The organism is Xanthomonas sp. NCPPB 3174 (assembly GCF_056725205.1).
Genome location: NZ_CM161517.1, coordinates 3,031,447 through 3,052,912, shown reverse-complemented (window position 1 = coordinate 3,052,912; position 21,466 = coordinate 3,031,447). Strand labels below are relative to the sequence as shown.

The following is a 21,466-nucleotide window of genomic DNA, read 5'->3' as shown; positions in this document are numbered from 1 at the left end:
GCCTGCGGCAGCTGCTCGCGTGGTGGTCGCCGTCGCGCGGGTCAGGGCATCAACGGGCGCTTGCCGGTATCGCCGGCGATCTCGCGCACCAGCTTCGGCACCAGGTAACCGGACAGGCGCGCAGCCAGCGCCTGGTGCAGCGCCAGCGCGGTGGCATCGTCCACTTCGAAATGGGCCACGCCCTGCACCCGGTCCAACTGGTGCAGGTAGTAGGGCAGCACGCCGGCGGCGAAGCTGCGCTCGCTCAGCGCGGCCAGCGCCTCGACGCTGTCGTTGACCCCTCGCAGCAGCACCGCCTGGTTGAGCAGGTGCGCGCCGGCCTCGCGCAGGCGCGCCAGCGCGGCATCGACGCCGGCATCGAATTCGTTGGCGTGGTTGGCGTGGATCACGAACGCCAGCGGCCACGGCAGTGCGCGCAGCCAGGCCAGCAGCGGCGCGTCGACGCGTTCGGGCAGCACCACCGGCAGGCGGCTGTGGATGCGCAGGCGCTTGAGCTGCGGCAGCGCCGCAAGCGCCTCGGTGAGTTCGACCAGTTTCGGCGTGGCCAGCGACAGCGGATCGCCGCCGGACAGGATCACTTCCTCTATGCTGGGGTCGGCCGCGATCGCCGCCACCGCCGTGCGCCAGCCATCGCGCGCGGCGGTCTCGTCGGCATACGGGAAATGCCGGCGGAAGCAGTAGCGGCAGTGCACGGCGCAACTGCCGGTGGCCACCAGCAAGGCGCGGCCGCGGTATTTGTGGATCACCCCGTCGGCCTTCTTGGCCGCGGTGTCGCCGACCGCATCCAGGGCGAAGCCGGCGACCAGGCGTTGCTCGTCGTCGATCGGCAGCACCTGGCGCAGCAGCGGATCGTGCGGGTCGCCCGGGCGCATGCGCGCGACGAAGCTGCGCGGCACGCGCAGCGCGAATTGCGTCGCAGCCTGTTCGGAGACGCCCAGCGCCTGCGGATCCAGGCCCAGCAAGGCCAGCAGCTCGCGCGGATCGCGCACGGCATCGCGCCAGGCCTGCTGCCAGCGCGGCGGCGCGGCGGCGGGCAGGGGCGGGGACGGCTGCATCGGGCGGGGGGCTGCGGTTATCATAGGCGGTCATCACACGAGCGCCCGCCGTTGCGGCGGAGCTTCCATTCTATCCGGCCGGCCGCCGAACGCGGCGGGTTTGCCTTACCCGAGGAGTTTCAGATGGCCAGCTACGGCATGAACGACGTCAAGAACGGGATGAAGATCCTGGTCAACAGCGAGCCTGCGATCATCACCGATACCGAATACGTCAAGCCCGGCAAGGGCCAGGCGTTCACCCGCGTCAAGTACCGCTTCATCAAGTCCGGGCGCGTGGTCGAAATGACCATGAAGGCGACCGACAGCGTGGAAGCGGCCGACGTGGTCGACACCGACATGCAGTACCTGTACAGCGACGGCGAGTACTGGCACTTCATGCAGCAGGAAACCTTCGAGCAGGTGCAGGCCGACAAGGCCGGCGTCGGCGACGCCGCCAAGTGGATCAAGGGCGAGGAAGACTGCGTGGTGACGCTGTGGAACGGTACGCCGATCCAGGTCACCCCGCCGAACTTCGTCGAACTGAAGATCGTCGAGACCGACCCGGGCGTGCGCGGCGACACCTCCGGTGGCGGCGGCAAGCCGGCGACCCTGGAGACCGGCGCGGTGGTGCGCGTGCCGCTGTTCGTGGGCCAGGACGAAGTGATCCGCGTCGACACGCGTTCGGGCGAATACGTCTCGCGCGTCAAGTAAGCCGGCATGCCCGCGGCCGCCGCCGGCCGCGGGCATGCGCACGCGCTGGCGTGCGGCGGCCAGGCAGCGCCAAGCGCCGGAGCGCCGCGCGGCGGTGAAGGACCACCTCGCTCCCAGGAATTCCCGTGACCACCAGCCACGCCGACAGCGTCGACAGCAAGTACCCGCACGACCGCGTCGTGTTCTTCAGCGATGCGGTGTTCGCCATCGCCATCACCTTGCTGGCGGTGGAAATCAAGGTGCCGGGCCATGCCGAGGTCGAGGCCGCCGGCGGCATCCTGGCGGCCCTGCACCGGATGCTGCCGCTGTTCATCGGCTTCGCGGTCAGCTTCCTGGTCACCGCGTTGTTCTGGAAATCGCACCTGCAGCTGTGCCGGCACATCCGCCAGTTCGACGACGGGCTGATCTGGCTCAACGTGCTGCAGTTGCTGCTGATCGGCCTGCTGCCGTTCTCCACCGCGCTGTATTCGGACTATTTCGGCAGCCACGAGGCCTTCTCGGTGTACTGCGCGCACCTGGCCGCGATCGGCCTGGCCGGGTACTGGCTGCATGCCTATGCGGTGCGCAAGGAAGGCCTGGCGCAGCGCCTGGGCCCGCTGCAGGCGCAGGCGATGAAGCTGCGCGCGGCGGTGTCGCCGGTGGTGTTCGCGTTGTGCATCCCGGTGGGCATGGTCGCGCCCTGGCTGGGCCGCTTCGGCTTCCTGGCGATCTTCCTGCTGCAGTGGCTGGTGCTGCGCGTGTACCAGCGGCGCATCCGCCAGGCCCAGGCGGCACCGGCACCGTGATCCTTTCTTTTCCAGAGTCCCTGCGATGACCTCCATTCCCGAAGCCTGCGACCTGCTGATCGAAGCCGGCTACGTGGTCCCGATCGAGCCGCATGCGGTGGTGCTGGAAGACCACGCGGTGGCGGTGCGCGGCAGCGAGATCGTGGCGGTGCTGCCCACGGCCGAGGCGCGCACGCGCTTCGCCGCCGCACGCACCGTCTCGCGCCCGGACGCGGCGCTGCTGCCGGGCCTGGTCAACGCGCACACGCACAACCCGATGACCCTGCTGCGCGGCATCGCCGACGACCTGCCGCTGATGGTGTGGCTGCAGCAGCACATCTGGCCGGTGGAGACCGCAGTGATCGGCCCGGAGTTCGTCGCCGACGGCACCGCGCTGGCGATCGCCGAGATGCTGCGCGGTGGCACCACCTGCGCCAACGAGAACTACTTCTTCGCCGACGTGCAGGCCGCGGTGTACAAGCAGCACGGCTTCCGCGCGCGGGTCGGCACGGTGATCATCGATTTCCCGACCGCCTGGGCCAAGACCTCCGACGAGTACTTCGCCCGCGCCTGCGAGGTGCACGACCAGTGGCGCGACGATCCGCTGGTCGGCATCGCCTTCGCCCCGCATGCGCCGTACACGGTCAACGACGCCAACTTCGAGCGGGTGCGGATGCTGTCCGACCAGCTCGAGGTGCCGGTGCACCTGCACACCCACGAGACCGCGCAGGAAATCGCCGATTCGCTCAAGCAGTACGGGCAGCGCCCGCTGGCGCGGCTGGACCGGCTGGGCCTGGTCAACGACCGCCTGATCGCGGTGCACATGACCCAGCTCACCGACGCGGAGATCCACCTGTGCGCCGAGCGCGGGGTCAGCGTGGTGCATTGCCCCGAATCCAACCTCAAGCTCGCTTCCGGGTTCTGCCCGGCCTGTGCGCTGCAGCGGGCAGGGGTGAACCTGGCGATCGGCACCGACGGCTGCGCCAGCAACAACGACCTGGACATGTTCAGCGAGAACCGCACCGCGGCGATCCTGGCCAAGGCGGTGGCCAACGACGCCACCGCGCTGGACGCGGCCAGCACGCTGCGCGCGGCCACCCTGGGCGGCGCGCGCGCGCTGGGCTTCGGCGAGACGATCGGCTCGATCGAGCCGGGCAAGCAGGCCGACCTGATCTGCGTGGACCTGTCGGCGCTGGAGACCCAGCCGCTGCACAACGTGCTGTCGCAACTGGTATACGCCACCGGCCGGCAGCAGGTCAGCGATGTGTGGATCGCCGGCCAGCCCAAGCTCAGCCAGCGCGTGCTGGTGGACATGGACGTCGACGCACTGGTCGCCAATGCGCGCGAATGGCGCGAACGTATCCGCAGCGTCCACGCCTGATCCGCTATGTTCGCCGTGCCGCGCCGCGCGCGGCCCCAACGAGAATCCGCCATGACCGCTTCCGCCGCCAACGCCTCCGCCAATTTCGATCAGGCCGAACTGGACAAGTTCGGCGCCCTGGCCACCCGCTGGTGGGATGCCGACGGCCCGCAGAAGCCGCTGCATGCGCTCAACCCGGTGCGCCTGCGCTACGTCGCCGAGCGCCTGCCGCTGCGCGGGGCGACGGTGCTGGACGTGGGCTGCGGCGGCGGCCTGCTCAGCGAGGCGCTGGCCAAGGAGGGCGCGCAAGTCACCGCCATCGACCTGTCGCCGGAACTGATCAAGGTCGCGCGCCTGCACCAGTTCGAATCCGGGGTCGAGGTCGACTACCGCGTGCAGTCGGTCGAGGACCTGGCGGCGGCGCAGCCGGGCAGTTTCGATGCGATCACCTGCATGGAGATGCTCGAGCACGTGCCCGATCCGGCGGCGATCGTGCGTGCCTGCGCAACCCTGCTCAAGCCGGGCGGACAGCTGTTCCTGTCCACCCTCAACCGCACCCCGGCCGCGTTCGCCCTGGCCATCGTCGGTGCCGAATACGTGGCGCGGTTGCTGCCCACCGGCACCCACCGCTACCAGGATTTCATCAAGCCGGCGGAACTGGCCGCCTGGTTGCGCCAGGCCGAACTGCAGCTGCGCGACGTCAGCGGCCTGGCCTACGAGCCGTGGCGCAATCGTGCGCGGCTGTCCTCGCGGACCGAGGTGAATTACCTGGCGTGTGCGGCGAAGCCGTGATTCGGGATTGGGGATTGGGGATTGGCAACGGCGGGTGCGCGTGGGCGTGATGCTGCTCGAGCGCGGTTCGGTCCGAAGCTACCCGCGGGTGGTGCTGTTCGATCTGGATGGCACCTTGCTGGACAGTGCGCCGGATCTGTTGGCCGCGGCCAATGCGGTGCTGGCCGAGCATGGCCGCGCGGCGTTGACCCTGGCGCAGTTGCGGCCGGTGGTGTCGAAAGGCTCGCGGGCGATGCTCGGCGTCGCCTTTCCGGATCTGCCCGCGACCGAACGCGATGCGCTGATCCCGGCGTTCCTGCGCCACTACGAGGCGCTGATCGGCCGCCATTCGCAGCCGTTCGACGGCATCCCGGAACTGCTGCAACGCCTGGAAGACGCCGGCAGCGTGTGGGGCATCGTCACCAACAAGCCCGAGGCGCTGGCCCGGTTGATCCTGCCGCAGTTGCAGTGGGAACGGCGCTGCGCGGTGCTGATCGGCGGCGACACGCTGCCCGAGCGCAAGCCGCATCCGTTGCCGCTGCAGGTCGCCGCGCAGCGCCTGGGCGTGGCGCCGCACGAGGTGGCCTACGTCGGCGACGACGAACGCGACATCCTCGCCGCGCGCGCCGCCGGCATGGCCTCGGTGGCGGTGCTGTGGGGCTACCGGCTGGACGAGGACGATCCGCTGGCCTGGCGCGCCGACACGATGGTCGCCGCGCCGGCCGAGCTGTACGACGCTGCGGCCTGGCCGGTCAGCGCAGCCGTTCCCTGAAGCCGGGCGCTATCGCCGCGTTTGCAGCGACGCCGCGCAGAAGCCGCGACCGTCGTGTCGCTGTCGACGCGCCGACACCGCTCGGCATCTACCTATCACGCACGTAAACTGCGCGTTCTGCGCGACAACGCGCTCACTCCCGCGTTGCGCGGCCTCTCTGTTGCGCGCGCCTGAATCCGGATCCACCGATCGCATGAGCAGTACGTCCGCCCTGGATGCCTTCCTCGACAAATGGCGCCGCCGCTGGCCGGAATGGGCCGTGGCCGAGGCCTTCGTGCCGGCGCCGCAGCGCGCCCGCACCGTGGCCTGGTTCGCCCTGCTGCAGGAGTTCGACGACATCCTCAACATCGCCGGCGATCCGCTGCCGGCCGACGCCAAGCTGGCGTGGTGGGGCGAGGAACTGCGCAGTTGGGCCGGGCAGCGCTCGCGGCATCCGCTGGGCCGGGTGCTGGAACCGGTGGCCGCGCCGTGGATGCAACTGGCCGAGGCCCTGCCGAGCCTGCCGCAGGCGCGCGCGGCGGCGGCGGACACGGCGCATGCGCTGGAGCGGCTGGAGCCGTTCGCGCAGGCGGTGGTCGCGGTCGAGCGCGCACTGTTCGAGGCTCCGGCTGAGGGCGCCGCCGTGCCGGTCGCGCTGCAGGTGCTGGCGCAGCGCCTGGCCGAGGGCGGCGCCGCCACCGCGCCGTTGGCGCTGCGCGGCGGCGAGGAGCCACAGCAGCGCCAGCGCTGGGCGCAGGCGCTGCTGAAGGCGTGGCCGCGCCGCGTGCGTGGCCCGCGTCCGCGGCGCATCCTGTCGGCGCTGGCGCGTGCGCGCACCGTGCAGCAGGCCGCCGCCACACCGAAGCCGCCGGGACAGATGGCGACGCTGTGGCGCGCCTGGTGGGCCGGGCTGGGCTGAGCCCGCCACCGCGCCGGCATGCCTCAGGGCGCGCTGCCGGCGCCGCTGTTGGCGTACTCGTAGAAGCGGTTGGCCGAGGTGCTGCAGTTGCTGCTGCAGTACGGCCGGCCGATGGTCGAGGCGTTCCACGGCGCGCTCTTGCGGATGTGTCCGCCCAGCGTCGAGTCGCGGATCACCACCTTGCCGTTGGGCGAGGTGCCGTCGACGTAGTTGGACAGGCTGCCCACGCTCTCGTCCCAAGCCCGCCCCAGCCAGACCGTGCCGCTGCCCGGGTTGCCGACCGCATCGAAGGTGCTGCCGATGGCCAGGAAGCCGTAGCTGCTGCCCGGGCGGGTGCTGGGCGCGAAGATCACCCCGCCGTCGTTGGCGCCGCGGCGCGCGGCGGTGTAGCGAATGGTGCTGCCGGCGAACACCGCCACGCCCGAGCCGAAGATGAAGTCGGTGTCGCCCTCGATGGTGCCGCCCTTGAAATAGCCGCGGATCACCGTGTTGGCGCTGCCGGCGCTGACCAGCAGGGTGTCCTGGTTGCCGGTCAGCACCACGTTCTCCAGCACCGCCTTGTCGCCGCGCAACGCCAGCGCCACCGCCGACTGGTTGCTGCCGCTGTAGGTGCCCTCGACATAGCTGTTGACGATCGCCAGGTTGCGCGCCTGGAACTGCGCGGCGCGCACGGTCACGGTGCCGCTGTCGGAGGTGCCGACGGTGCTGCTGGCGGCGTTGCTGGCGCAGGGGTGGGTGGCGCTGCCGGTGGGCTTTGGCGTCGGGTTGGCATTGCCGAAGCGGATGGTGGTGCTGGCCGGGCTGCCGCCCAGGCCGAACAGGGTCAGCGGCGGCGCCGCGGCGGGGACGCAGACCACTTCGGTGTAGGTGCCCGGCGCCACGCTGATGTAGCGGCGCATGCTGCCGCCGGCGGCGACCGCCGCGTCCACCGCCGCCTGCACGGTGCGGTAGCGGGTGCTGCCGTCGGCCGCCACCGCGTAATCGGCCTGCAGCAACGCGACCCCGCCGCTCGGATCCCAGTTGTCGGTGACCAGTGCGCCGATCGGGCCGGCCTGGGCCAGGTGGCGGGCGACGGTCTGGTTGGCCGCCTCGCTGCTGGTCAGTTGCGGGCGCGACGCAGTGCCGGTCAGGGCCGGGGCATCGGCGACGACCCCGCCGGCCAGGGCGAGGGTGGAGGAAAGCAGCAACCAGCGCGATACGGTCATGGAAAGCCTCCGCTCAAGGATAGGGATCCGCGGCGGCGCTTGGTATGATACCGGTGTCATTCGCTCGTGCGATCCGGTGCCGTGCGCGGACCGGCGATAGTAGGGGCGTTCGCGTGCCGATATCGGCCGACCTCGCAGCCAGAGGGCGGTTGTGTCGTTTCCATCACGATCACGGATCCTCCGCCGCTGCCGAGCGCGTGGCAGCGACCCGTTCCAGGGGCGAAAGGGCCAGGGATGCGACGTTTCAGGGCCTTGGAGGCCACGCCTTCGCGGCACTGCGGCATGCACATGCGCAAACCTTTGCGGTCGTGCGGCGTGCGTGATGGCGCCGTGAATTTGGATACGAGCGCCGCCGCGACGTGCGCTACGCTCGATGCGGATCTCATTTGGAAGCCCATCGATTGAAGCGCCTGTGCCGTTGGTGCTGCCTGCTGCTGTGCCTGGGGATGGTCGGGTCGGCGTTGGGGCAGGAGCTGCTGTTGCAACGGCTGGCCGCCGACCCGCCGGCGCCGGAGGTGGTGGCGGGGCGCCACGATGCCGCGTTCGCCGATGCCGGCCACGGCGCGACCCTGTACGAGCGCAGCAAGCGACCGACCTGGTGGCGCATCCGCGCCGACCGTGCGATCGGTAGCGAGGGCCAACCGCAGCTGGTGCTGCAGGCGCCCTACCTGACCCGGGTCGAGGCCTGGGTGCCGGGCCGCACCGCGCCGACCCGGCGCGCGATCTACGGTGCCGACGCCGATCTGCGCTACTCGACCCGCGCCCTGGTGATCGCCTTGCCGAAGGGACTGCCGGCTGATGCCTCGATCTGGCTGCGGGTGCATGCACCGGCGGCGATGCCGATGCCGGTGAGCATCGTGCCGCTGGCGCAGGTGCAGCGCGATGACCTGCGCTACGTCGGCTGGCGCGCCTTCATCCTCGGCTCGACCGCGGTGCTGGCGATCCTGGCGATCGCGCTGTGGGCACGCCTGCGCGAGCCGATCTATGGGTACTTCACCGCCAACGTGATGTGCGTGCTGCTGTACCTGCTCGGCCTCGGCGGCGAGGCGCGCGCGGTGCCGGGCCTGGCCAGCGTGTTCGCGTCCTCGCCGACGCCGATGCGCATCGTCGCCGCGCTCGGCGGCTTCTTCATCATTACCTTCCAGCGCCGGCAACTGGAGATGCAGCGGCAACTGCCGCGGCTGGACCGGATTTTGCGGATCTGCGCGCTGTATCTGCTCGGCATCGCCGTGGCCTGCCTGCTGTCGGATGCGGCGGTGCTGAGCCTGCTCGGCAATCTCGGGCTGATCGTCGGCGCGGCGCTGCTGCTGCCGTGCTGCCTGTTGCTGGCCTTACGCGGGCAGCGCTACGCCTGGCCGTTGCTGGCCTCGTGGACGCCACTGTGGATGCTGTGCGTGCTGCGCTGCCTGGAGCTGACCGGCTGGCTGCGGCTGGATCTGGCCGCGCCGGTGCTGGCGCACGGCATCAGCCTGGCGCTGGCGATCTCCTGCCTGCTGGTGACCTTCGGCCTGGCCGAGCAGATCCTGGAACTGCGGCGCGACCGTGACCGCGCCAGCCGGATGGCGATGGTGGACGAACTCACCGGCATGCTCACCCGCGCGGCGCTGCAGCAGCGCCTGGCCGAGGCGCTGGAGGACGCCGCGCGCCACGCGCAGCCGCTGGCGCTGGCCTACATCGACATCGACGATTTCAAGCGCATCAACGACCTCCATGGCCACGCCGGCGGCGACGCCTGCCTGCGCTGGGTCGCCGCCTGCGCGCGGGCGCGTCTGCGCAGCAGCGACACGCTCGGCCGCCAGGGTGGCGACGAGATGTTGCTGCTGATGCCCGGCGCCACCCTGGAGGCCGCGCGGCGCGTGGCCGAGGACATCCGCCAGCACATCGCCGCGCAGCCGCTGCCGCGCGAAGGCCAGGCGCTGTCATGCACGCTGAGCGTCGGCGTGGCGCAATGGCAGCGCGGCGAGAGCGTGGCGGCGCTGTTGCAGCGGGCCGATGCCGCGCTCTACGCCAGCAAGGCCGCCGGCCGCAACCGCGTCAGCGTGTCCACCCCCAGCCACCACGTCACCCACCAGGAGCCTCAACCATGACTGCGCAGACCGATTTGCCCGCGTTCGCTCCCGATCAGTTGCAGGTCGGCGACATCCTGTTGCAACTGGGCTGCGGCCCGGTGTCCGAACTCATCGCCTGGTGCGGCGACAGCATCTACAGCCATGCCGCCATCGTCGCCGATCAGGGCGATCTGATCGAGGCGGCGGCCAGCGGCGTGCGCCGCTATCCGCTGTCGCAGCGGCTGACCGACACCACCAACTACCTCATCATCGACGCCTACCGGCCGCTCAGCTACGCCTGCGTGGCGCTGGACGATGCCGACCGCGCCAGCGTGCTGGCGAAGGCGCAGTCGCTGCTAGGCGTCCCGTACCCGCTGGACAGCCTGGCCACGCTCGGCCTGCTGGTCGCCATACGCGGCAAGTGGCCGCAGCACTGGCTGGCGCGGATCGTGGTGCGCGAGGCGCTGGACCATCTGGTCCGCGACAACCCCTCGCACATGGTGTGCAGCGAAGTGGTGTACCGCGCGCTGGCCGAATGCGATGCGACGCCGCCGGGCCGGCTGGCGCCGCAGATCGTGCTCAGCGGGCCGACCCACATGCCGTTCCCGCACCTGGACTGGAAGGCGCTGTGGCAGGAAGTATGGCAATTGCTGCATCCGCAGCGGCAGCAGGCCCTGGGCGACATTGCGCAGCGCCTGGCGGCGGTGGAGGGCGCACCGGCCAGCCTGGCGGCCTCGGCGCTGACCACGGTTGCCGACGACGACTTGCTGCGTCGCGCCAACGCGGTCCGCGCCGGACTCGACCTGCCGCCGCTGGCGCCGGTCACCGAGCAGGTGGAAGACAACGGCAGTCTGCTGCGGGAAGCCGGCGAAGAAGCGCCGGGAACGCCCTTGCCGAAGCCCAATCCCAAGCTGGTGATGCCGCTGGACCTGGCCAACAGCCCCTCGCATGTGGTGCTGGGGCGCCTGCTTGAGGTGCCCACGTCGGCGTAGCTGAAAGGCTGCGCGCCAGCGCAGTGCGCGAGGCTACGCCCGTACCCTCATCCGCCCCTTCGGGGCACCTTCTCCCGAGGGGAGAAGGGAGAGCGCCTGCCCCTCTCCCCTCGGGAGAGGGGTTGGGGTGAGGGTGCGGCCTACCTACACAGCGCCCGCGCCGCGCGTCAGTGAACCGCGCCACGCAACGGTGTCGCATGCGCAACTGATGAACGCGACGCCGCGCGCCAGCGCTCTATGGCTGCTTCGTGCGCTCCAGCACCAACAACGGGTCGATGCGCACGTCGAACCGCGCCAGGCGAATGTGTGTCGACCCAGATGAGGAACGCGCCGCCGCGCGTCAGCCCACCTGACGCACCAACGTTCTACGGCTGCTTCGTGCGCTCCAGCACCAACAACGGATCGATGCGCACATCAAACCAATTCATCCCCCAATGCAGATGCGGCCCGGTCGCGCGCCCGGTGGCGCCGACCGCGCCGATCACCTGGCCCTGGGCGATGCGGTCACCGACCTTCACGTCGATTCGCGACAAATGCAGGAAGTTGGAACTGACGCCATAGCCGTGATCCAGCAGCACGGTGCCGCCGGTCAGGTACAGGTCGGGGGCGGCGAAGGTGATGACGCCGGCGGCCGGGGCCTTGACCGGGGTGCCGGTGGGCACCGCGATGTCCATGCCGGAATGCCCGGCGCCGGGCTGGCCGTTGTAGACGCGGGCATTGCCGAAGCGGCCGCTGATGCGGCCCTGCACCGGCCAGATGAAGGGCGCGGCAAAATCGGTGCGCGGATCGTCGCGGTCGCGCGCGGCGGTGACCTGGGCCTGTTCGCGCTTGATCCGCTCGGCGATCGCCGGCGGCGGGTTCACCGTCTTCGGCGGCACGCCGTTGACCTGTTCCAAAGGCCAGTCGCGCGGCGTCACCGCGATCTCGACGGTCTCGTTGCTGCCATCCGGGCGCTGCACGGCGATGCGCAGCGGGCCGCGCTCGTCGCGGCCGATGCCGAACACCACGCTGCCGTAGTCGCTGACCCGCAGGGTGCGGCCGGCGTACTGCACGCGGCTGCCCGGCGCCACCTTGCCGATCACCAGCGCGCCCTGCGAGGCGCTGGCCGGGAACACGCTGCGCGCCTCGGCGCCGGCCGCGGCCGGTGTCTGTGCGTGCAGCGCCGGGGCGACCGGTGCGGCCAGCAGGACCAGCGCCAGTGCGGCGCCGGACACCAGGGCGCCGCGCATCAGCGGTCGAACGCCAGGCGCTGCCCGTTGGGGCTGCCGACCAGGCGGGTGCCGTCCCAGGCCAGCACGCCGTTGACCCAGGTTGCGGCGATCCTGGAGCGGAAACTGCGGCCTTCGAACGGCGACCAACCGCACTTGGACAGCACGTCCTCGCGGCGCACGGTGAACGCGGTGTCGTCGATCAGCACCAGGTCGGCGTGGTATCCCTCACGCAGGAAGCCGCGCTCGTGCACGTCGAACAGCAGCGCCGGCGCGTGCGCGAACTTGTGCACCACCTGGGCCACGCTGAGCCGGCCTTCATGGACCAGTTCCAGCGCCGCAACCAGCGCGTACTGCACCAGCGGCAGGCCGGACGGCGCCTGCGCGTACGGCTTGCTCTTCTCTTCCCAGGTGTGCGGGGCGTGGTCGGTGGCGAGCACGTCGATCACGTCCTCGGCGATCGCGCGGATCAGCGCCTCGCGGTCGCTGGCGTCCTTGATCGCCGGGTTGCACTTGATCAGGTTGCCGAGCGTGGCGTAGTCGGCGCGGTCGAAGCGCAGGAAATGGATGCAGGTCTCGGCGGTGATGCGCTTGCCCTGGATCGGGCCGGGCGTGAACAGCGCCAGTTCGTCGGCGGTGGAGATGTGCAGCACGTGCAGGCGGGTGCCGTGCTTCTTCGCCAGCGACACCGCCAGCTGCGAGGATTTCAGGCAGGCCTCGCGCGAGCGGATGTCCGGGTGCATGTCCGGGGTCAGCGCGTCGCCGTACTTCTGCCGGAACGCGGCCAGGGTCGCGTCGATGGTCGGGGTGTCTTCGCAGTGGGTGATGATCGGCGTCGGCGCGTCGCGGAAGATCGCGTCCAGGGTCTGCGGGTTGTCGACCAGCATGTTGCCGGTGGAGGCGCCCATGAACACCTTGATGCCGGGCGCGGTCTTCGGGTCCAGGGTCTGGATCGCGGCCAGGTTGTCGTTGCTGGCGCCCAGGTAGAAGCCGTAGTTGCCCCAGGCGCGGCCGTGCGCTGCGTCGTACTTGGCCTGCAGCGCGGCGGCGTCGAGCGTCGGCGGGTTGGTGTTGGGCATGTCCATGAAGCTGGTCAGGCCGCCGGCCACCGCCGCGGCCGATTCGGTGGCGATGTCGCCCTTGTGGGTCAGGCCGGGTTCGCGGAAGTGCACCTGGTCGTCGATCATCCCGGGCAGCAGCCAGCGCCCGGCGGCGTCGACCACGGTCTCGCCCGCGCGCGCGGCCAGTTGCGGGGCGATCGCGGCGATGCGGCCGTCGGCGATGCGCAGGTCGCCCTGGATTTCGCGGCCTTCGTTGACCAGGCGCGCGTTGACGATCAATGTGGAAGCGGACATCAGTGTTTTCCTTGGCAGCGGCAGGGTGGCGGCGCCGTGGGGTCGGGCACCGGGTCGAACCCGCCAGGATGGAAGGGGTGGCAGCGGCCGACGCGACGGGCGGCCATCCAGCCGCCGCGCACTGCGCCGAAACGGGCGATGGCGGTTACCGCGTACGCCGAGCAACTGGGCACGAAACGGCAGCGTGGCCCGAGCAGCGGGCTGATGAAGCGCTGGTACAGGCGCAGCAGGGCGATGAGAGCGCGGGCGATCACGCCACCATGATATGCCACTGTGCTCGACTAGGCGGGTCGCTCGGCGTATACGCCGCGTTGTTGCCGCGGGGGGTAGGGTAGGCTATAAAGGCCCGCTTTCCCGGGCCCCGGGAAGACCAAGGAAGAGCGTTCGTGGCTGCTAAAAAACCTGCAAAGAAGGCCGTCCAGGCCGCCAAGAAGCCTGCCAAGCCCGTCGCCAAGAAAGCGACGGTGTCCGCCGCCAGCAAACCGCCGAAGAAAGCCGCGCCTGCGAAGCCGGCGGCCAAGGTCGCCCCGGCCAAGTCGGCCAGCAAGGCCGTGGCCAAGAAGCCGGCGGCCAAGCCGGTCGCGGCGGCGCCGGCCAAGTCCGCTCCCGCCAAGAAAGCCCCGGCCAAGAAGGCGCCCGCCAAGCCGATCGCGGTCGCCAAGGCCTCGGCCAAGCCCGCGTCCGCGGCCAAGCCGGCAGCGAAGAAGACACCGGCGGCCAAGCCCGTGGCCAAGGCCGCGACCGCTCCAGCCAAATCCAAACCGGCCACCGCCCCCGTTGCACCCGCGGTGACCACCTCCGTACCGAAGTCGGCGCCCAAGCCGGCTGCGGCCAAGCCTGTCCCGGTCAAGCCCGCCGCGCCTGCCGCAGCACCGGCCCCCAAGCCCGTTGCCGCCAAGCCCGCCGCGCCGTCGACCCCGCCACAAAAGAATCCCGTGTCCGTTTCGAAATCCTCCGCGAAAACCCCCACCAAGTCCGAATCCACCCCGAAGGCGCCGGTCGCCAAGCCCACCGGCAAGGTCGCCGTGGCCGTGACCGCCAAGTCGAACACGCCGGCCAAGCCGGCCAAGTACAAGGTGGTCGAGTACAAGACCGACGAGGCCACCGGCCGCCCGATCCTGCCCAAGGGCTACAAGCCGGCGGCGGACGAGGAGTACATGAGCGCGCTGCAGCAGGAGTACTTCCGCCAGCGCCTGCTCACTTGGCGCGCCGATCTGGTCGAGGAATCCAAGCAGACCATCGAGAACCTGCGCGACGAAGTCCGCGACATCGGTGACGAAGCCGAGCGCGCGACCCGCGAGACCGAGAACTCGCTGGAACTGCGCACCCGCGACCGCTACCGCAAGCTGATCGGCAAGATCGACAGCACGCTCAAGCGCCTGGACGCCGGCGACTACGGCTATTGCGTCGATACCGGCGAAGAGATCGGCCTGGAGCGCCTGGAGGCGCGCCTGACCGCCGAGCGCACCATCGACGCGCAGGAGCGCTGGGAACATCTGCAGAAGCAGCAGGGCGACTGAGCGATCTTCGCCTTCAGTGTGTCAAGGCAAGGCCCCGCTCGCGCGGGGCTTTGCGTTTTGGTCACCTCATCGTCGGTCCAGGCAGTTCGCCTGTCGGCAATGCCGCCTCCCCCAAATCGGCCCCGCGGCATCGACGTGATGCTCGGCCGTGGGTCGATCCTGTGCGACGAGCCACCTGCCGCTGCGTGAATGCCGCGCTGCGTGGTGGCTACACCGCGGCGTGAGCGACGGCGCTCTTTAGCGCACGCCGTTGACCAACCCGCTTTGCGCGTCCTTGCTGATCTGCAAGCCGGGGAGGGCAAAACTGTCCAGGTCCTGCTTGGTGGCTGCGAGGTCCAGCCCGATGATCGCCGACGTCTCCGGATCGACCTCCAGTCCCAGCGGCATCGCGGCGAACTGCACGTAGTCGCGGCTGGCGTTCCATTGCGGCTGCCCGCCGATGGCCTGCAATACCCGGTCGATGTGCGTGCCGGCCGGCTGGCCGAGCAGATCGAACGGCAACGGGGCATCTGCATTGGCGAAGGCGATCAGGTTGGTGACCCGGTCGTTGCGAAAGCGCACCGCCAACTGGCTGTAGCGGAGAGCGGTCGCCGGCTGCGGTTGCTGCGCCAGTTGCGCGTTGAACCCGCGCGGGTACAGATACACCACACTGAGCGTGTCCGGATGTGCCGCATCGCTGCGGGTGATGTCCGGCTGCCCCAGTGCGGCCAGCACCTGTTGTTTGCGCATGCCGAGCGCGACTGGTCCGAGACGCGCGCACGGCGGGGGCAGGGTGGCGGCGCTGCTGGTGCCTGCAAGGGCCTGATGCAGCGCATGCGTGCAGGCCGCCGCATCGCTGCCGGCGGCATGGGCCTGTGAGTAGGCCATGCAGAGAGCGAGCAGGCCGAACAGCGGGAAGAACCGGGATGCCATGAGAAATCTCCGTGACGGGGAGTGCGTGGCGAGGACGGGAGCGCTCCCGTCCTCGCCACAGGGTGAGTTAGTTGCCGTGCCAGCCTTCGCGGTGCCCGTAGGCGGTGATGAACGCGTTGCGCTGGTCGCTGTTCAACGATGACCACTGATCGGACGGATTCAGGCCCGAATTGGTGGTGATCGTGGTGATCATCTCCGAGGTCGGATTTTCGCTCGGCGGCGACCAGCTGGTGATGAGGTCACTCAGCGTGGCGGTGCCACCGGCGTTGTTGTTGAGGCGGTCCATGTTGGCCGCCGCGGCGTCCAGACCGGCTTGTGGGCTGGAGAAGATCGCAAAGCCGCGGTCGTCGCCGAGCGTGCCGTGATTGTCCGCGAACGTGCCGGAGCGGATGTCGAGCGGGTTGTTGTCGCGGTTGGGGTGGGTGCCGGTGACTTCCTGCGTGGTGCCATCGGCCGCGGTATAGGTCACCGTGGTGCCGCTGGCCGACGCGGACGTCGCGGGCTTGTCGTTGCTGCCGGCACCGTCGCCATCGCTGCCATCACCGTCGCCACCGTCACCATCACCGTCACCACCGTCGCCCTCACCACCGTCGCCCTCACCACCGTCGCCCTCACCGCCTTCGCCACCTTCGCCACCTTCACCGCCTTCGCCTCCCTCACCACCTTCACCGCCTTCGCCGCCCTCGCCACCGCCCTCCGATTCGACCGGGGCGATTTCGTCGCTGATGGCCATCTGGGCCGTCGCAGTCTTGTGCATCGCCATGTGGTGGTGGTGATGGGTCTTGGTTTTGGCGTGGTGGGTTTTCTTGTGCGCCTTGGCGTGGTGAATCGAACTGGACAACGGATGCGCGCCGATGGATGTGCGCGTGCCGCCTGCAACCATATCGATTTCGATGATATCGAGCGTTCTCATGTTGATCCTTGAACAGAGGTGCGGGAAAAACGCCGTCCCCGCTTCGGCTGATCCGGTGCGCACGGCGTGGCCGACGATCGGATCGGTTCGGGCTGCGCGCGGCGCGTCCCAGGGCGCGGCCAGGGCGTACGGCCCCGGTGCCGCGCGTGGCGACGTGTTCGAACGCATGGAACTTGGGGCATGCTGCTGCGCCAAACGACACGGACAGCACCGCCATGTCGCACGCTGCGCTGCGCGTGGACTGCGCACACGGGGTCGAACCGCGTGAGCAGGCACCGTGCGGTTCCCAGCACTGCGTCCCGCAGCAATGGCGCAAGCGCCGATCCGGTGGCTACATCCGCTGCGTCGTCGCCCCCTCGCTGGAGCACACCAAGGTCAGGTCCAGGCGACGGACCGTCCAATGCGACGGCGTGTCCATCGTCCCGCTCGCATGGACGTGATAGGCGGGGCAGTCCGCGTCTTCCTCCGGGTTGTTCTTGATGTCGCAGTTGCCTTCGATCAGGAAGGCCTTGCCGGCTTCGGCACCGGTGCGGGTGAATTTCAGCGCAGGACAGTCGCCGAACAACCTCGACAGGGCGATGTCGTTCTTCAGCACATAGGCGATCGCCTGTTCTCCGCCGGCTTGGGAAGGGACTTGCTTCGCCTGCGACGATCCTTGCGCGGCGACGGTGAGCGCCAAGGCCGTGCAGATGCGCGGTAACCAGAAAGACGTCATGCGGAGAGCTCCGATAGGCGAGTATCTCCCGGGCTGGCGTGCGCCGGCCCGGGAGAGGGTGGGGTGTTACTTGAAGACGCTGATGTGGACGTGGGTGGTATCGCCGCTTTCCCGGCTGGCCTGGGTCCAGTCCGCGGTGGGACTGGACCGGATGAAATTGCCGGCGGGTCCTTCCACGTAGCTGACGTTGGGATTGGCCATCGCCGCATTCTCCAGCGCCTGGGCGTTCTGGAAGCCTTCGCCGCTCGTCCCGACATGGACGTCGTTGATGATGTTGATGTCGACGGCGTTGCCCGTGTAGTGGGCGGAATTGGGGTTGTGGCTGCCGTTGGTCGTGGCCGAGATGTCGATGCTGTCGACGCTCTGATCGCCGTCGAGCACCGAGCCCAGGGTCGAGGCCATCTTGGACGTGACCGGGTTGTTGCTGCTCGCACCGTCCTGGGTGTTCTGGTAGGTGATCGAGACCGTCCTGCCATCGGACGTGGTATGGCTGCTGCCTATCGAGGTATCGGCCGGGCCGTTGCCGTCGGCATCGTCGCCGTCGTCGTAACCGCCGCTGCCGTCGCCTTCTCCTCCTTCGCCCCCTTCGCCTCCCTCACCGCCTTCGCCGCCCTCACCACCTTCTCCTCCCTCACCACCTTCACCACCTTCACCACCTTCACCGCCCTCACCGCCTTCGCCCCCCTCACCGCCTTCACCGATCGGTTCGACCTCTTCCATCCGCGCCATCTGCGCGGCCGCGGACTTGTGCATCGCGGCGTGGTGGTGATGGGGCTTGGCCTTGGCGTGATGCGTCTTGTTGTGCGCCTTGGCATGGTGAATCGAACTGGACAGCGGGTGTGCGCCGATCGATGTGCGCGTTCCGCCTGCGACCAGATCGATTTCGATGATATCGAGCGTTCTCATGGTGATCCTCGAACAGGTATGCGGGGAAGAGGCCGTCCTCGCTTCGGCTGATCCGCGCACGCGACGAAGGCGCCGCATGCGCAGACCGATCCGTGTCACGCGCGCCGCACGTCAGGATGCGACGAGGGCGGGGCGCGCGGACTGCGCGTGCACGTCGCTCAGGCGCTCGAAGGCATAGAGATGGTTCATGTAGGTGGACACGTAGATGCGCCGTTCGTCAGGCGAGATCGCGACACCGTTGGTCACTGCGTCGGGCAACTGCAGCACGCCCACGGTTTCGAGCGTGTCGATGTCGATCTCGACGACGCGGCCGCCGTTGCTGCCGACGATCACCCGGTTGCCGATCCGCTTGGGCGAGGCGTACACGCGCGAGCGCAGGTTGATCTTCTTGATCAGTTGCATCGTGTCGATGTCGATCACGTACAGATGGCGGTCGCCCGAGCCGCAGAACAGCTTGTTGCCGGCGAACAGCGGCGTGGTGTAGCAGATTTCGTCTGTCTGCCACTCGCCACGCTTTTCGCCGGTGGCGACATCCAGTACGTAGATGGACTTGTCGAACGAGGCGAAGGCGGTCAGCCCGCGACGCTCGTCCACCGCCGGCGCGTACTTCACCGAGCGCCGCGTCTTGAAGCGCCAGGCGATGCGTCCTGTCCTGGCGTCGAGCGCGAGCGTCTCATGGTCCGCGCTGCCCCAGATCACCAGGTCGCCGCCTTCCCAGTAGCCGGGCGATCCGTGCTGCAGCTTCTGCACCTGGTGCTCCCAGATCTTTTCGCCGGTGTCCATCGCATAGGCGGCGAGGCTGCCCTGCGCCCATGGACGGACATATTCGATGCCCATGTACATCAGCTTGTGGCGCGGCACCAGCAGCGGCGAAGCCCCGACCCAGTCGCCATCCGGATGTGTCCAGATCTCCTCGCCGCTGGCCGCATCCAGGCAGTAGACGGTGCCGTTGTACGCGCCGAAGTACAGGCGTCCGTCATGGTAGGCCGGGCAGGACCAGATGCCCTTCTTGGTGTACGCCGCACCGGTCACCGGGTATTCCCAGACCAACCCGCCGGTCTCGGCGGAGAACGCCTGCATCTTGGCGGCGTCGCAGCCGCGGTAGATCATGTCGCCGACCAGCAGCGGCGCGGACTTGGGGACCACGTGGAAGGCGAAGCCTCCCGGCGTCGCCGTCCGCCACAGTTCGCGATACGCCTGGGTGGGCGGCGGCGCGCTTTGTTCCGGCGGCAGGTCGAAGTCCTTGAGCGTGAACAGTGTTTGCACCGAGATCGCGTGCGTCTTGCGCCACTGCAGGCCGGCCTTGGACAGGAAATCGACCACCACGAACACCTCGTCGAGCGCGTGTCCGGCCGCCGCAATCACCACACGCGCCTTCTCGGCGCTGTTGCCGGAATTGAGCGAGTCGTCGACCAGCACGATGGGCAGGTCGAGCACATCGCCCTCGATGGCGTTGCCCATCCCCGTGGTCTTGCGATCCTTGCGAATGATGAAGCCGTTGACCGGGCCGCGTTCTTTCGGGGCGGTCAACAGCAGCGCGGTGAGTAGTGGGATCGCCGCGGTTTCCAGGCCGCCGAGCTGGAAAGGCGGGCGTGCGGCATTGCGCTCCCAGAACGCTGCGGCGATCTGTTCGAGCGCAGCGCGTCGCATGAACACCCGGCGCAGGTCGAACAGCCAGAGGTAGGAGCCGCCCTTCTTGGTGATGAGGGGGATGTTCTCGGCGCTGGTGTGCAGGCCGACGGTCTGGATCAGGTCCCGAAGCGATTGCATGGTCATCGTGCAGCCCTGCTGGGTGAATGGGAGGATGTGGGTGACGGTGGGTCAAGGAGACGCCGGGGCGTCCATCGAGCCGAGATAGCGGTCTACGGCCGGTCCCCAGATCGCGGAACCGCCATGGCCGAAGAACAGATGGTGACCGTCGTCGCCGAAAGCGGCCGGTGTCACCAGAACCGCGTGGCCGCCTGCGTCGGTGAAGGCGCGATGCAACGACGCTGCAAGGTCAGGTCCGAAGAAGCTGTCGTTGGCCGTATAGATCCACAGCATCGGGGTGGTGGCCTGTCGGCCGAAGGTGGCGGCTGCCGCGATCAACCTGTCGGCATGGCAATTGCTGTTGGGCCGATCTTGGAAGTGGCCGCCGCGGCCGCCGGCCATGTTGACGAATGCGCTGACGTTGGGATGCGGCAGGCTGTCGTATGCCAGCGTGCCCCAGCCACCGGCCGACTGTCCGACCACGATGGCGCCGGTCGGACTGTAGTCGGGCAGTGCGGTCAGGGCGTCCACGATGCGCTTGAGTTGGCGTGCGGTCTCCAATCCGGCCTTGACATAGTCGGCACGGTCGCAGCCGTCGTAGCCCTCGCTCCAGGGGCCGCCGGTAGCGCCGTAGCCGAGGCGCAGGACCAATGCCACCGCATAGTGGTGTCGCAGGAACCAGCGTGCCGATTCGCCATCGCAGGTTTCCAGGGTCATGCCGGGTCGGTCGGAGGCCTTCGCCGGTGAGCCGTGCGCGATCACCACCACGCGTGGGCGGCTGACACCGGCAGGGCGGCACAGCCGTCCCTGCAAGGTCCAGGGGTGTCCGTCCGGATCGGCGATGGGAATCTGCAGTGGCTTGCCGAGGTCGGCATGCGTGCCGCCGAAGCCGCGCGCCGAGGCGATGCAGGGCGCCATGCCGCAGAGCAGAAGGAGAGTCGTGGCCAACAGGCAGCGTCGGCAGGCGGATGACATGGTGGAGTTCCCCACGGCGTCGGTCTCAGCGACGGACGCGCCGCATGTGGAAGGTGATGGTCGAACACAACGTCGGGCACTCCCGTGCCGGGGCGCGCGAGGCACGGGTGACGGCGCCGTCGAACAACACCAGTCGGCCAGGACGCGGGCGGATCGAGATGCACTCGCGCGCGGTGTCGTAGAACACGGTTTCGCCGGCCCAGTCGTCCTTCCATTCGGTGCTGGCGTAGAGCAGGGCGACACGTTCCTGATCCGATGGCTTGGCGTAGTGGTGCGCCACGCCGTCCTGTCCATGCGTGTGACCGGTGACGTAGGCGCGGACCAGGCCGTAGTCCTGCGCCAGGTTGTCCTTGATCTGCGTCCAGAGTTCATGCAGCGGTTCCATGCCCGGCGTTGCGGCGAGGACGTCGTCGTGGATCGCACGCTCGTGCGCTTTGCGGCTGCCGCACAGATGGATATGCCAGGACGGCGCTGCGTCGCCGAGCAATCCTGGATAGAGGCCGTAGGACCAGCCGCCGCGGCCGCGCAGCAGTTCCGGCAGATGCTGGACTTCGACGAAATTGTTGACGACTTGCAGGGACGACGCTTCCGACGCTGACACGATGGCGACCTCACGTTGGCGATACGGGATGGGACGGGACCAGGCGGCGCGACGAGC

At 69.3% G+C, this 21,466-nt stretch carries 21 protein-coding genes; 9 read left to right on the top strand and 12 right to left on the bottom strand.

What is annotated here, in order from left to right:
- Positions 1 to 41: 41 nt before the first annotated feature.
- On the bottom strand, positions 42 to 1,079 hold the full coding sequence (epmB, locus tag AC1PK7_RS13575; protein WP_420007298.1) for an EF-P beta-lysylation protein EpmB: 1,038 nt from the start codon (positions 1,077 to 1,079) through the stop codon (positions 42 to 44).
- A 99-nt stretch (positions 1,080 to 1,178) separates the two neighbouring features.
- Between epmB and efp the strand changes: the two genes are divergently transcribed.
- The 6 genes from efp to AC1PK7_RS13545 all read left to right on the top strand — a co-directional run bounded on the left by efp (position 1,179) and on the right by AC1PK7_RS13545 (position 6,310).
- A complete protein-coding gene (gene efp / locus AC1PK7_RS13570) occupies positions 1,179 to 1,745 on the top strand; it encodes an elongation factor P (protein WP_043095640.1) in 567 nt (188 codons plus the stop codon).
- A 125-nt stretch (positions 1,746 to 1,870) separates the two neighbouring features.
- A complete protein-coding gene (locus AC1PK7_RS13565; RefSeq protein ID WP_481098473.1) occupies positions 1,871 to 2,530 on the top strand; it encodes a TMEM175 family protein in 660 nt (219 codons plus the stop codon).
- A 25-nt stretch (positions 2,531 to 2,555) separates the two neighbouring features.
- Positions 2,556 to 3,890: a TRZ/ATZ family hydrolase gene (locus tag AC1PK7_RS13560; RefSeq protein WP_481098472.1), complete on the top strand. Its 1,335-nt coding sequence runs from the start codon at positions 2,556 to 2,558 to the stop codon at positions 3,888 to 3,890.
- A 51-nt stretch (positions 3,891 to 3,941) separates the two neighbouring features.
- Positions 3,942 to 4,661 carry a bifunctional 2-polyprenyl-6-hydroxyphenol methylase/3-demethylubiquinol 3-O-methyltransferase UbiG gene (gene ubiG, locus AC1PK7_RS13555; protein WP_267123690.1) on the top strand — a complete coding sequence of 240 codons (720 nt, stop codon included), beginning with the start codon at positions 3,942 to 3,944 and terminating at the stop codon, positions 4,659 to 4,661.
- A gap of 49 nt (positions 4,662 to 4,710) precedes the next feature.
- The gene (locus AC1PK7_RS13550; protein WP_481100897.1) at positions 4,711 to 5,412 is read left to right on the top strand and encodes a phosphoglycolate phosphatase; all 702 of its coding nucleotides are present in this window, start codon (positions 4,711 to 4,713) and stop codon (positions 5,410 to 5,412) included.
- A gap of 193 nt (positions 5,413 to 5,605) precedes the next feature.
- Positions 5,606 to 6,310, top strand: a complete 705-nt coding sequence (locus AC1PK7_RS13545; protein WP_481098471.1) for a phytoene/squalene synthase family protein — start codon at positions 5,606 to 5,608, stop codon at positions 6,308 to 6,310.
- Between the two features lie 23 nt (positions 6,311 to 6,333).
- Here the strand turns inward: AC1PK7_RS13545 and AC1PK7_RS13540 are convergent, their stop codons facing one another.
- Positions 6,334 to 7,515 (bottom strand): putative acyl-CoA thioester hydrolase, encoded by a 1,182-nt coding sequence (locus AC1PK7_RS13540; RefSeq protein ID WP_481098470.1) that lies wholly within the window; start codon positions 7,513 to 7,515, stop codon positions 6,334 to 6,336.
- Positions 7,516 to 7,916: 401 nt separating this feature from the next.
- Here AC1PK7_RS13540 and AC1PK7_RS13535 point away from each other — a divergent pair, with 401 nt between their 5' ends.
- Entirely contained in the window at positions 7,917 to 9,602 is a 1,686-nt protein-coding gene (locus tag AC1PK7_RS13535; RefSeq protein ID WP_481098469.1) for a sensor domain-containing diguanylate cyclase, read from the top strand.
- Entirely contained in the window at positions 9,599 to 10,555 is a 957-nt protein-coding gene (locus AC1PK7_RS13530; protein ID WP_481098468.1) for a hypothetical protein, read from the top strand. Before AC1PK7_RS13535 ends, AC1PK7_RS13530 begins: the two co-directional genes overlap by 4 nt.
- Positions 10,556 to 10,920: 365 nt before the next feature.
- Here the strand turns inward: AC1PK7_RS13530 and AC1PK7_RS13525 are convergent, their stop codons facing one another.
- From AC1PK7_RS13525 to yidD, 3 genes are read right to left on the bottom strand one after another with little or no spacing between them, the layout of a single operon-like run.
- On the bottom strand, positions 10,921 to 11,784 hold the full coding sequence (locus AC1PK7_RS13525) for a M23 family metallopeptidase (protein ID WP_481098467.1): 864 nt from the start codon (positions 11,782 to 11,784) through the stop codon (positions 10,921 to 10,923).
- Complete coding sequence (locus AC1PK7_RS13520; RefSeq protein ID WP_481098466.1) at positions 11,784 to 13,118, bottom strand: dihydroorotase; 1,335 nt, start codon at positions 13,116 to 13,118, stop codon at positions 11,784 to 11,786. The genes AC1PK7_RS13525 and AC1PK7_RS13520 overlap by 1 nt, the downstream gene beginning before the upstream one ends.
- Positions 13,118 to 13,390 carry a membrane protein insertion efficiency factor YidD gene (gene yidD / locus AC1PK7_RS13515; RefSeq protein ID WP_010343540.1) on the bottom strand — a complete coding sequence of 91 codons (273 nt, stop codon included), beginning with the start codon at positions 13,388 to 13,390 and terminating at the stop codon, positions 13,118 to 13,120. Before yidD ends, AC1PK7_RS13520 begins: the two co-directional genes overlap by 1 nt.
- 114 nt (positions 13,391 to 13,504) lie before the next feature.
- Here yidD and dksA point away from each other — a divergent pair, with 114 nt between their 5' ends.
- Entirely contained in the window at positions 13,505 to 14,638 is a 1,134-nt protein-coding gene (dksA, locus tag AC1PK7_RS13510) for an RNA polymerase-binding protein DksA (RefSeq protein ID WP_481098465.1), read from the top strand.
- Positions 14,639 to 14,875: 237 nt separating this feature from the next.
- Here the strand turns inward: dksA and AC1PK7_RS13505 are convergent, their stop codons facing one another.
- From AC1PK7_RS13505 to AC1PK7_RS13475, 7 genes are all read right to left on the bottom strand, one after another.
- Positions 14,876 to 15,550 carry a secreted signal peptide protein gene (locus AC1PK7_RS13505; RefSeq protein WP_420010135.1) on the bottom strand — a complete coding sequence of 225 codons (675 nt, stop codon included), beginning with the start codon at positions 15,548 to 15,550 and terminating at the stop codon, positions 14,876 to 14,878.
- 67 nt (positions 15,551 to 15,617) lie between these two features.
- Positions 15,618 to 16,631: a hypothetical protein gene (locus AC1PK7_RS13500; protein WP_481098464.1), complete on the bottom strand. Its 1,014-nt coding sequence runs from the start codon at positions 16,629 to 16,631 to the stop codon at positions 15,618 to 15,620.
- 163 nt (positions 16,632 to 16,794) lie between these two features.
- Positions 16,795 to 17,178 (bottom strand): hypothetical protein, encoded by a 384-nt coding sequence (locus tag AC1PK7_RS13495; protein ID WP_481098463.1) that lies wholly within the window; start codon positions 17,176 to 17,178, stop codon positions 16,795 to 16,797.
- A 66-nt stretch (positions 17,179 to 17,244) separates the two neighbouring features.
- Positions 17,245 to 18,084, bottom strand: coding sequence for a hypothetical protein (locus tag AC1PK7_RS13490; RefSeq protein WP_481098462.1), 840 nt, complete (start codon positions 18,082 to 18,084; stop codon positions 17,245 to 17,247).
- 111 nt (positions 18,085 to 18,195) lie between these two features.
- A complete protein-coding gene (locus AC1PK7_RS13485) occupies positions 18,196 to 19,854 on the bottom strand; it encodes an outer membrane protein assembly factor BamB family protein (RefSeq protein WP_481098461.1) in 1,659 nt (552 codons plus the stop codon).
- A gap of 51 nt (positions 19,855 to 19,905) precedes the next feature.
- On the bottom strand, positions 19,906 to 20,751 hold the full coding sequence (locus AC1PK7_RS13480) for a dienelactone hydrolase family protein (protein WP_481098460.1): 846 nt from the start codon (positions 20,749 to 20,751) through the stop codon (positions 19,906 to 19,908).
- A gap of 82 nt (positions 20,752 to 20,833) precedes the next feature.
- Entirely contained in the window at positions 20,834 to 21,409 is a 576-nt protein-coding gene (locus AC1PK7_RS13475) for a 2OG-Fe(II) oxygenase family protein (RefSeq protein ID WP_010343551.1), read from the bottom strand.
- Positions 21,410 to 21,466 lie beyond the last annotated feature (57 nt).

What these genes read in the sequence shown, in the direction of transcription:
- epmB (WP_420007298.1), bottom strand. Translation starts at nt 1,079, where the DNA reads ATGATAACCGCAGCCCCCCGCCCGATGCAGCCGTCCCCGCCCCTGCCC.
- AC1PK7_RS13480 (WP_481098460.1), bottom strand. Translation starts at nt 20,751, where the DNA reads ATGGCGCCCTGCATCGCCTCGGCGCGCGGCTTCGGCGGCACGCATGCC.
- AC1PK7_RS13490 (WP_481098462.1), bottom strand. Translation starts at nt 18,084, where the DNA reads ATGAGAACGCTCGATATCATCGAAATCGATCTGGTCGCAGGCGGAACG.
- AC1PK7_RS13505 (WP_420010135.1), bottom strand. Translation starts at nt 15,550, where the DNA reads ATGGCATCCCGGTTCTTCCCGCTGTTCGGCCTGCTCGCTCTCTGCATG.
- AC1PK7_RS13560 (WP_481098472.1), top strand. Translation starts at nt 2,556, where the DNA reads ATGACCTCCATTCCCGAAGCCTGCGACCTGCTGATCGAAGCCGGCTAC.
- AC1PK7_RS13520 (WP_481098466.1), bottom strand. Translation starts at nt 13,118, where the DNA reads ATGTCCGCTTCCACATTGATCGTCAACGCGCGCCTGGTCAACGAAGGC.
- AC1PK7_RS13545 (WP_481098471.1), top strand. Translation starts at nt 5,606, where the DNA reads ATGAGCAGTACGTCCGCCCTGGATGCCTTCCTCGACAAATGGCGCCGC.
- AC1PK7_RS13485 (WP_481098461.1), bottom strand. Translation starts at nt 19,854, where the DNA reads ATGCAATCGCTTCGGGACCTGATCCAGACCGTCGGCCTGCACACCAGC.
- AC1PK7_RS13550 (WP_481100897.1), top strand. Translation starts at nt 4,711, where the DNA reads ATGCTGCTCGAGCGCGGTTCGGTCCGAAGCTACCCGCGGGTGGTGCTG.
- AC1PK7_RS13495 (WP_481098463.1), bottom strand. Translation starts at nt 17,178, where the DNA reads ATGACGTCTTTCTGGTTACCGCGCATCTGCACGGCCTTGGCGCTCACC.
- AC1PK7_RS13500 (WP_481098464.1), bottom strand. Translation starts at nt 16,631, where the DNA reads ATGCGTTCGAACACGTCGCCACGCGCGGCACCGGGGCCGTACGCCCTG.
- AC1PK7_RS13525 (WP_481098467.1), bottom strand. Translation starts at nt 11,784, where the DNA reads ATGCGCGGCGCCCTGGTGTCCGGCGCCGCACTGGCGCTGGTCCTGCTG.
- ubiG (WP_267123690.1), top strand. Translation starts at nt 3,942, where the DNA reads ATGACCGCTTCCGCCGCCAACGCCTCCGCCAATTTCGATCAGGCCGAA.
- efp (WP_043095640.1), top strand. Translation starts at nt 1,179, where the DNA reads ATGGCCAGCTACGGCATGAACGACGTCAAGAACGGGATGAAGATCCTG.
- AC1PK7_RS13540 (WP_481098470.1), bottom strand. Translation starts at nt 7,515, where the DNA reads ATGACCGTATCGCGCTGGTTGCTGCTTTCCTCCACCCTCGCCCTGGCC.
- AC1PK7_RS13530 (WP_481098468.1), top strand. Translation starts at nt 9,599, where the DNA reads ATGACTGCGCAGACCGATTTGCCCGCGTTCGCTCCCGATCAGTTGCAG.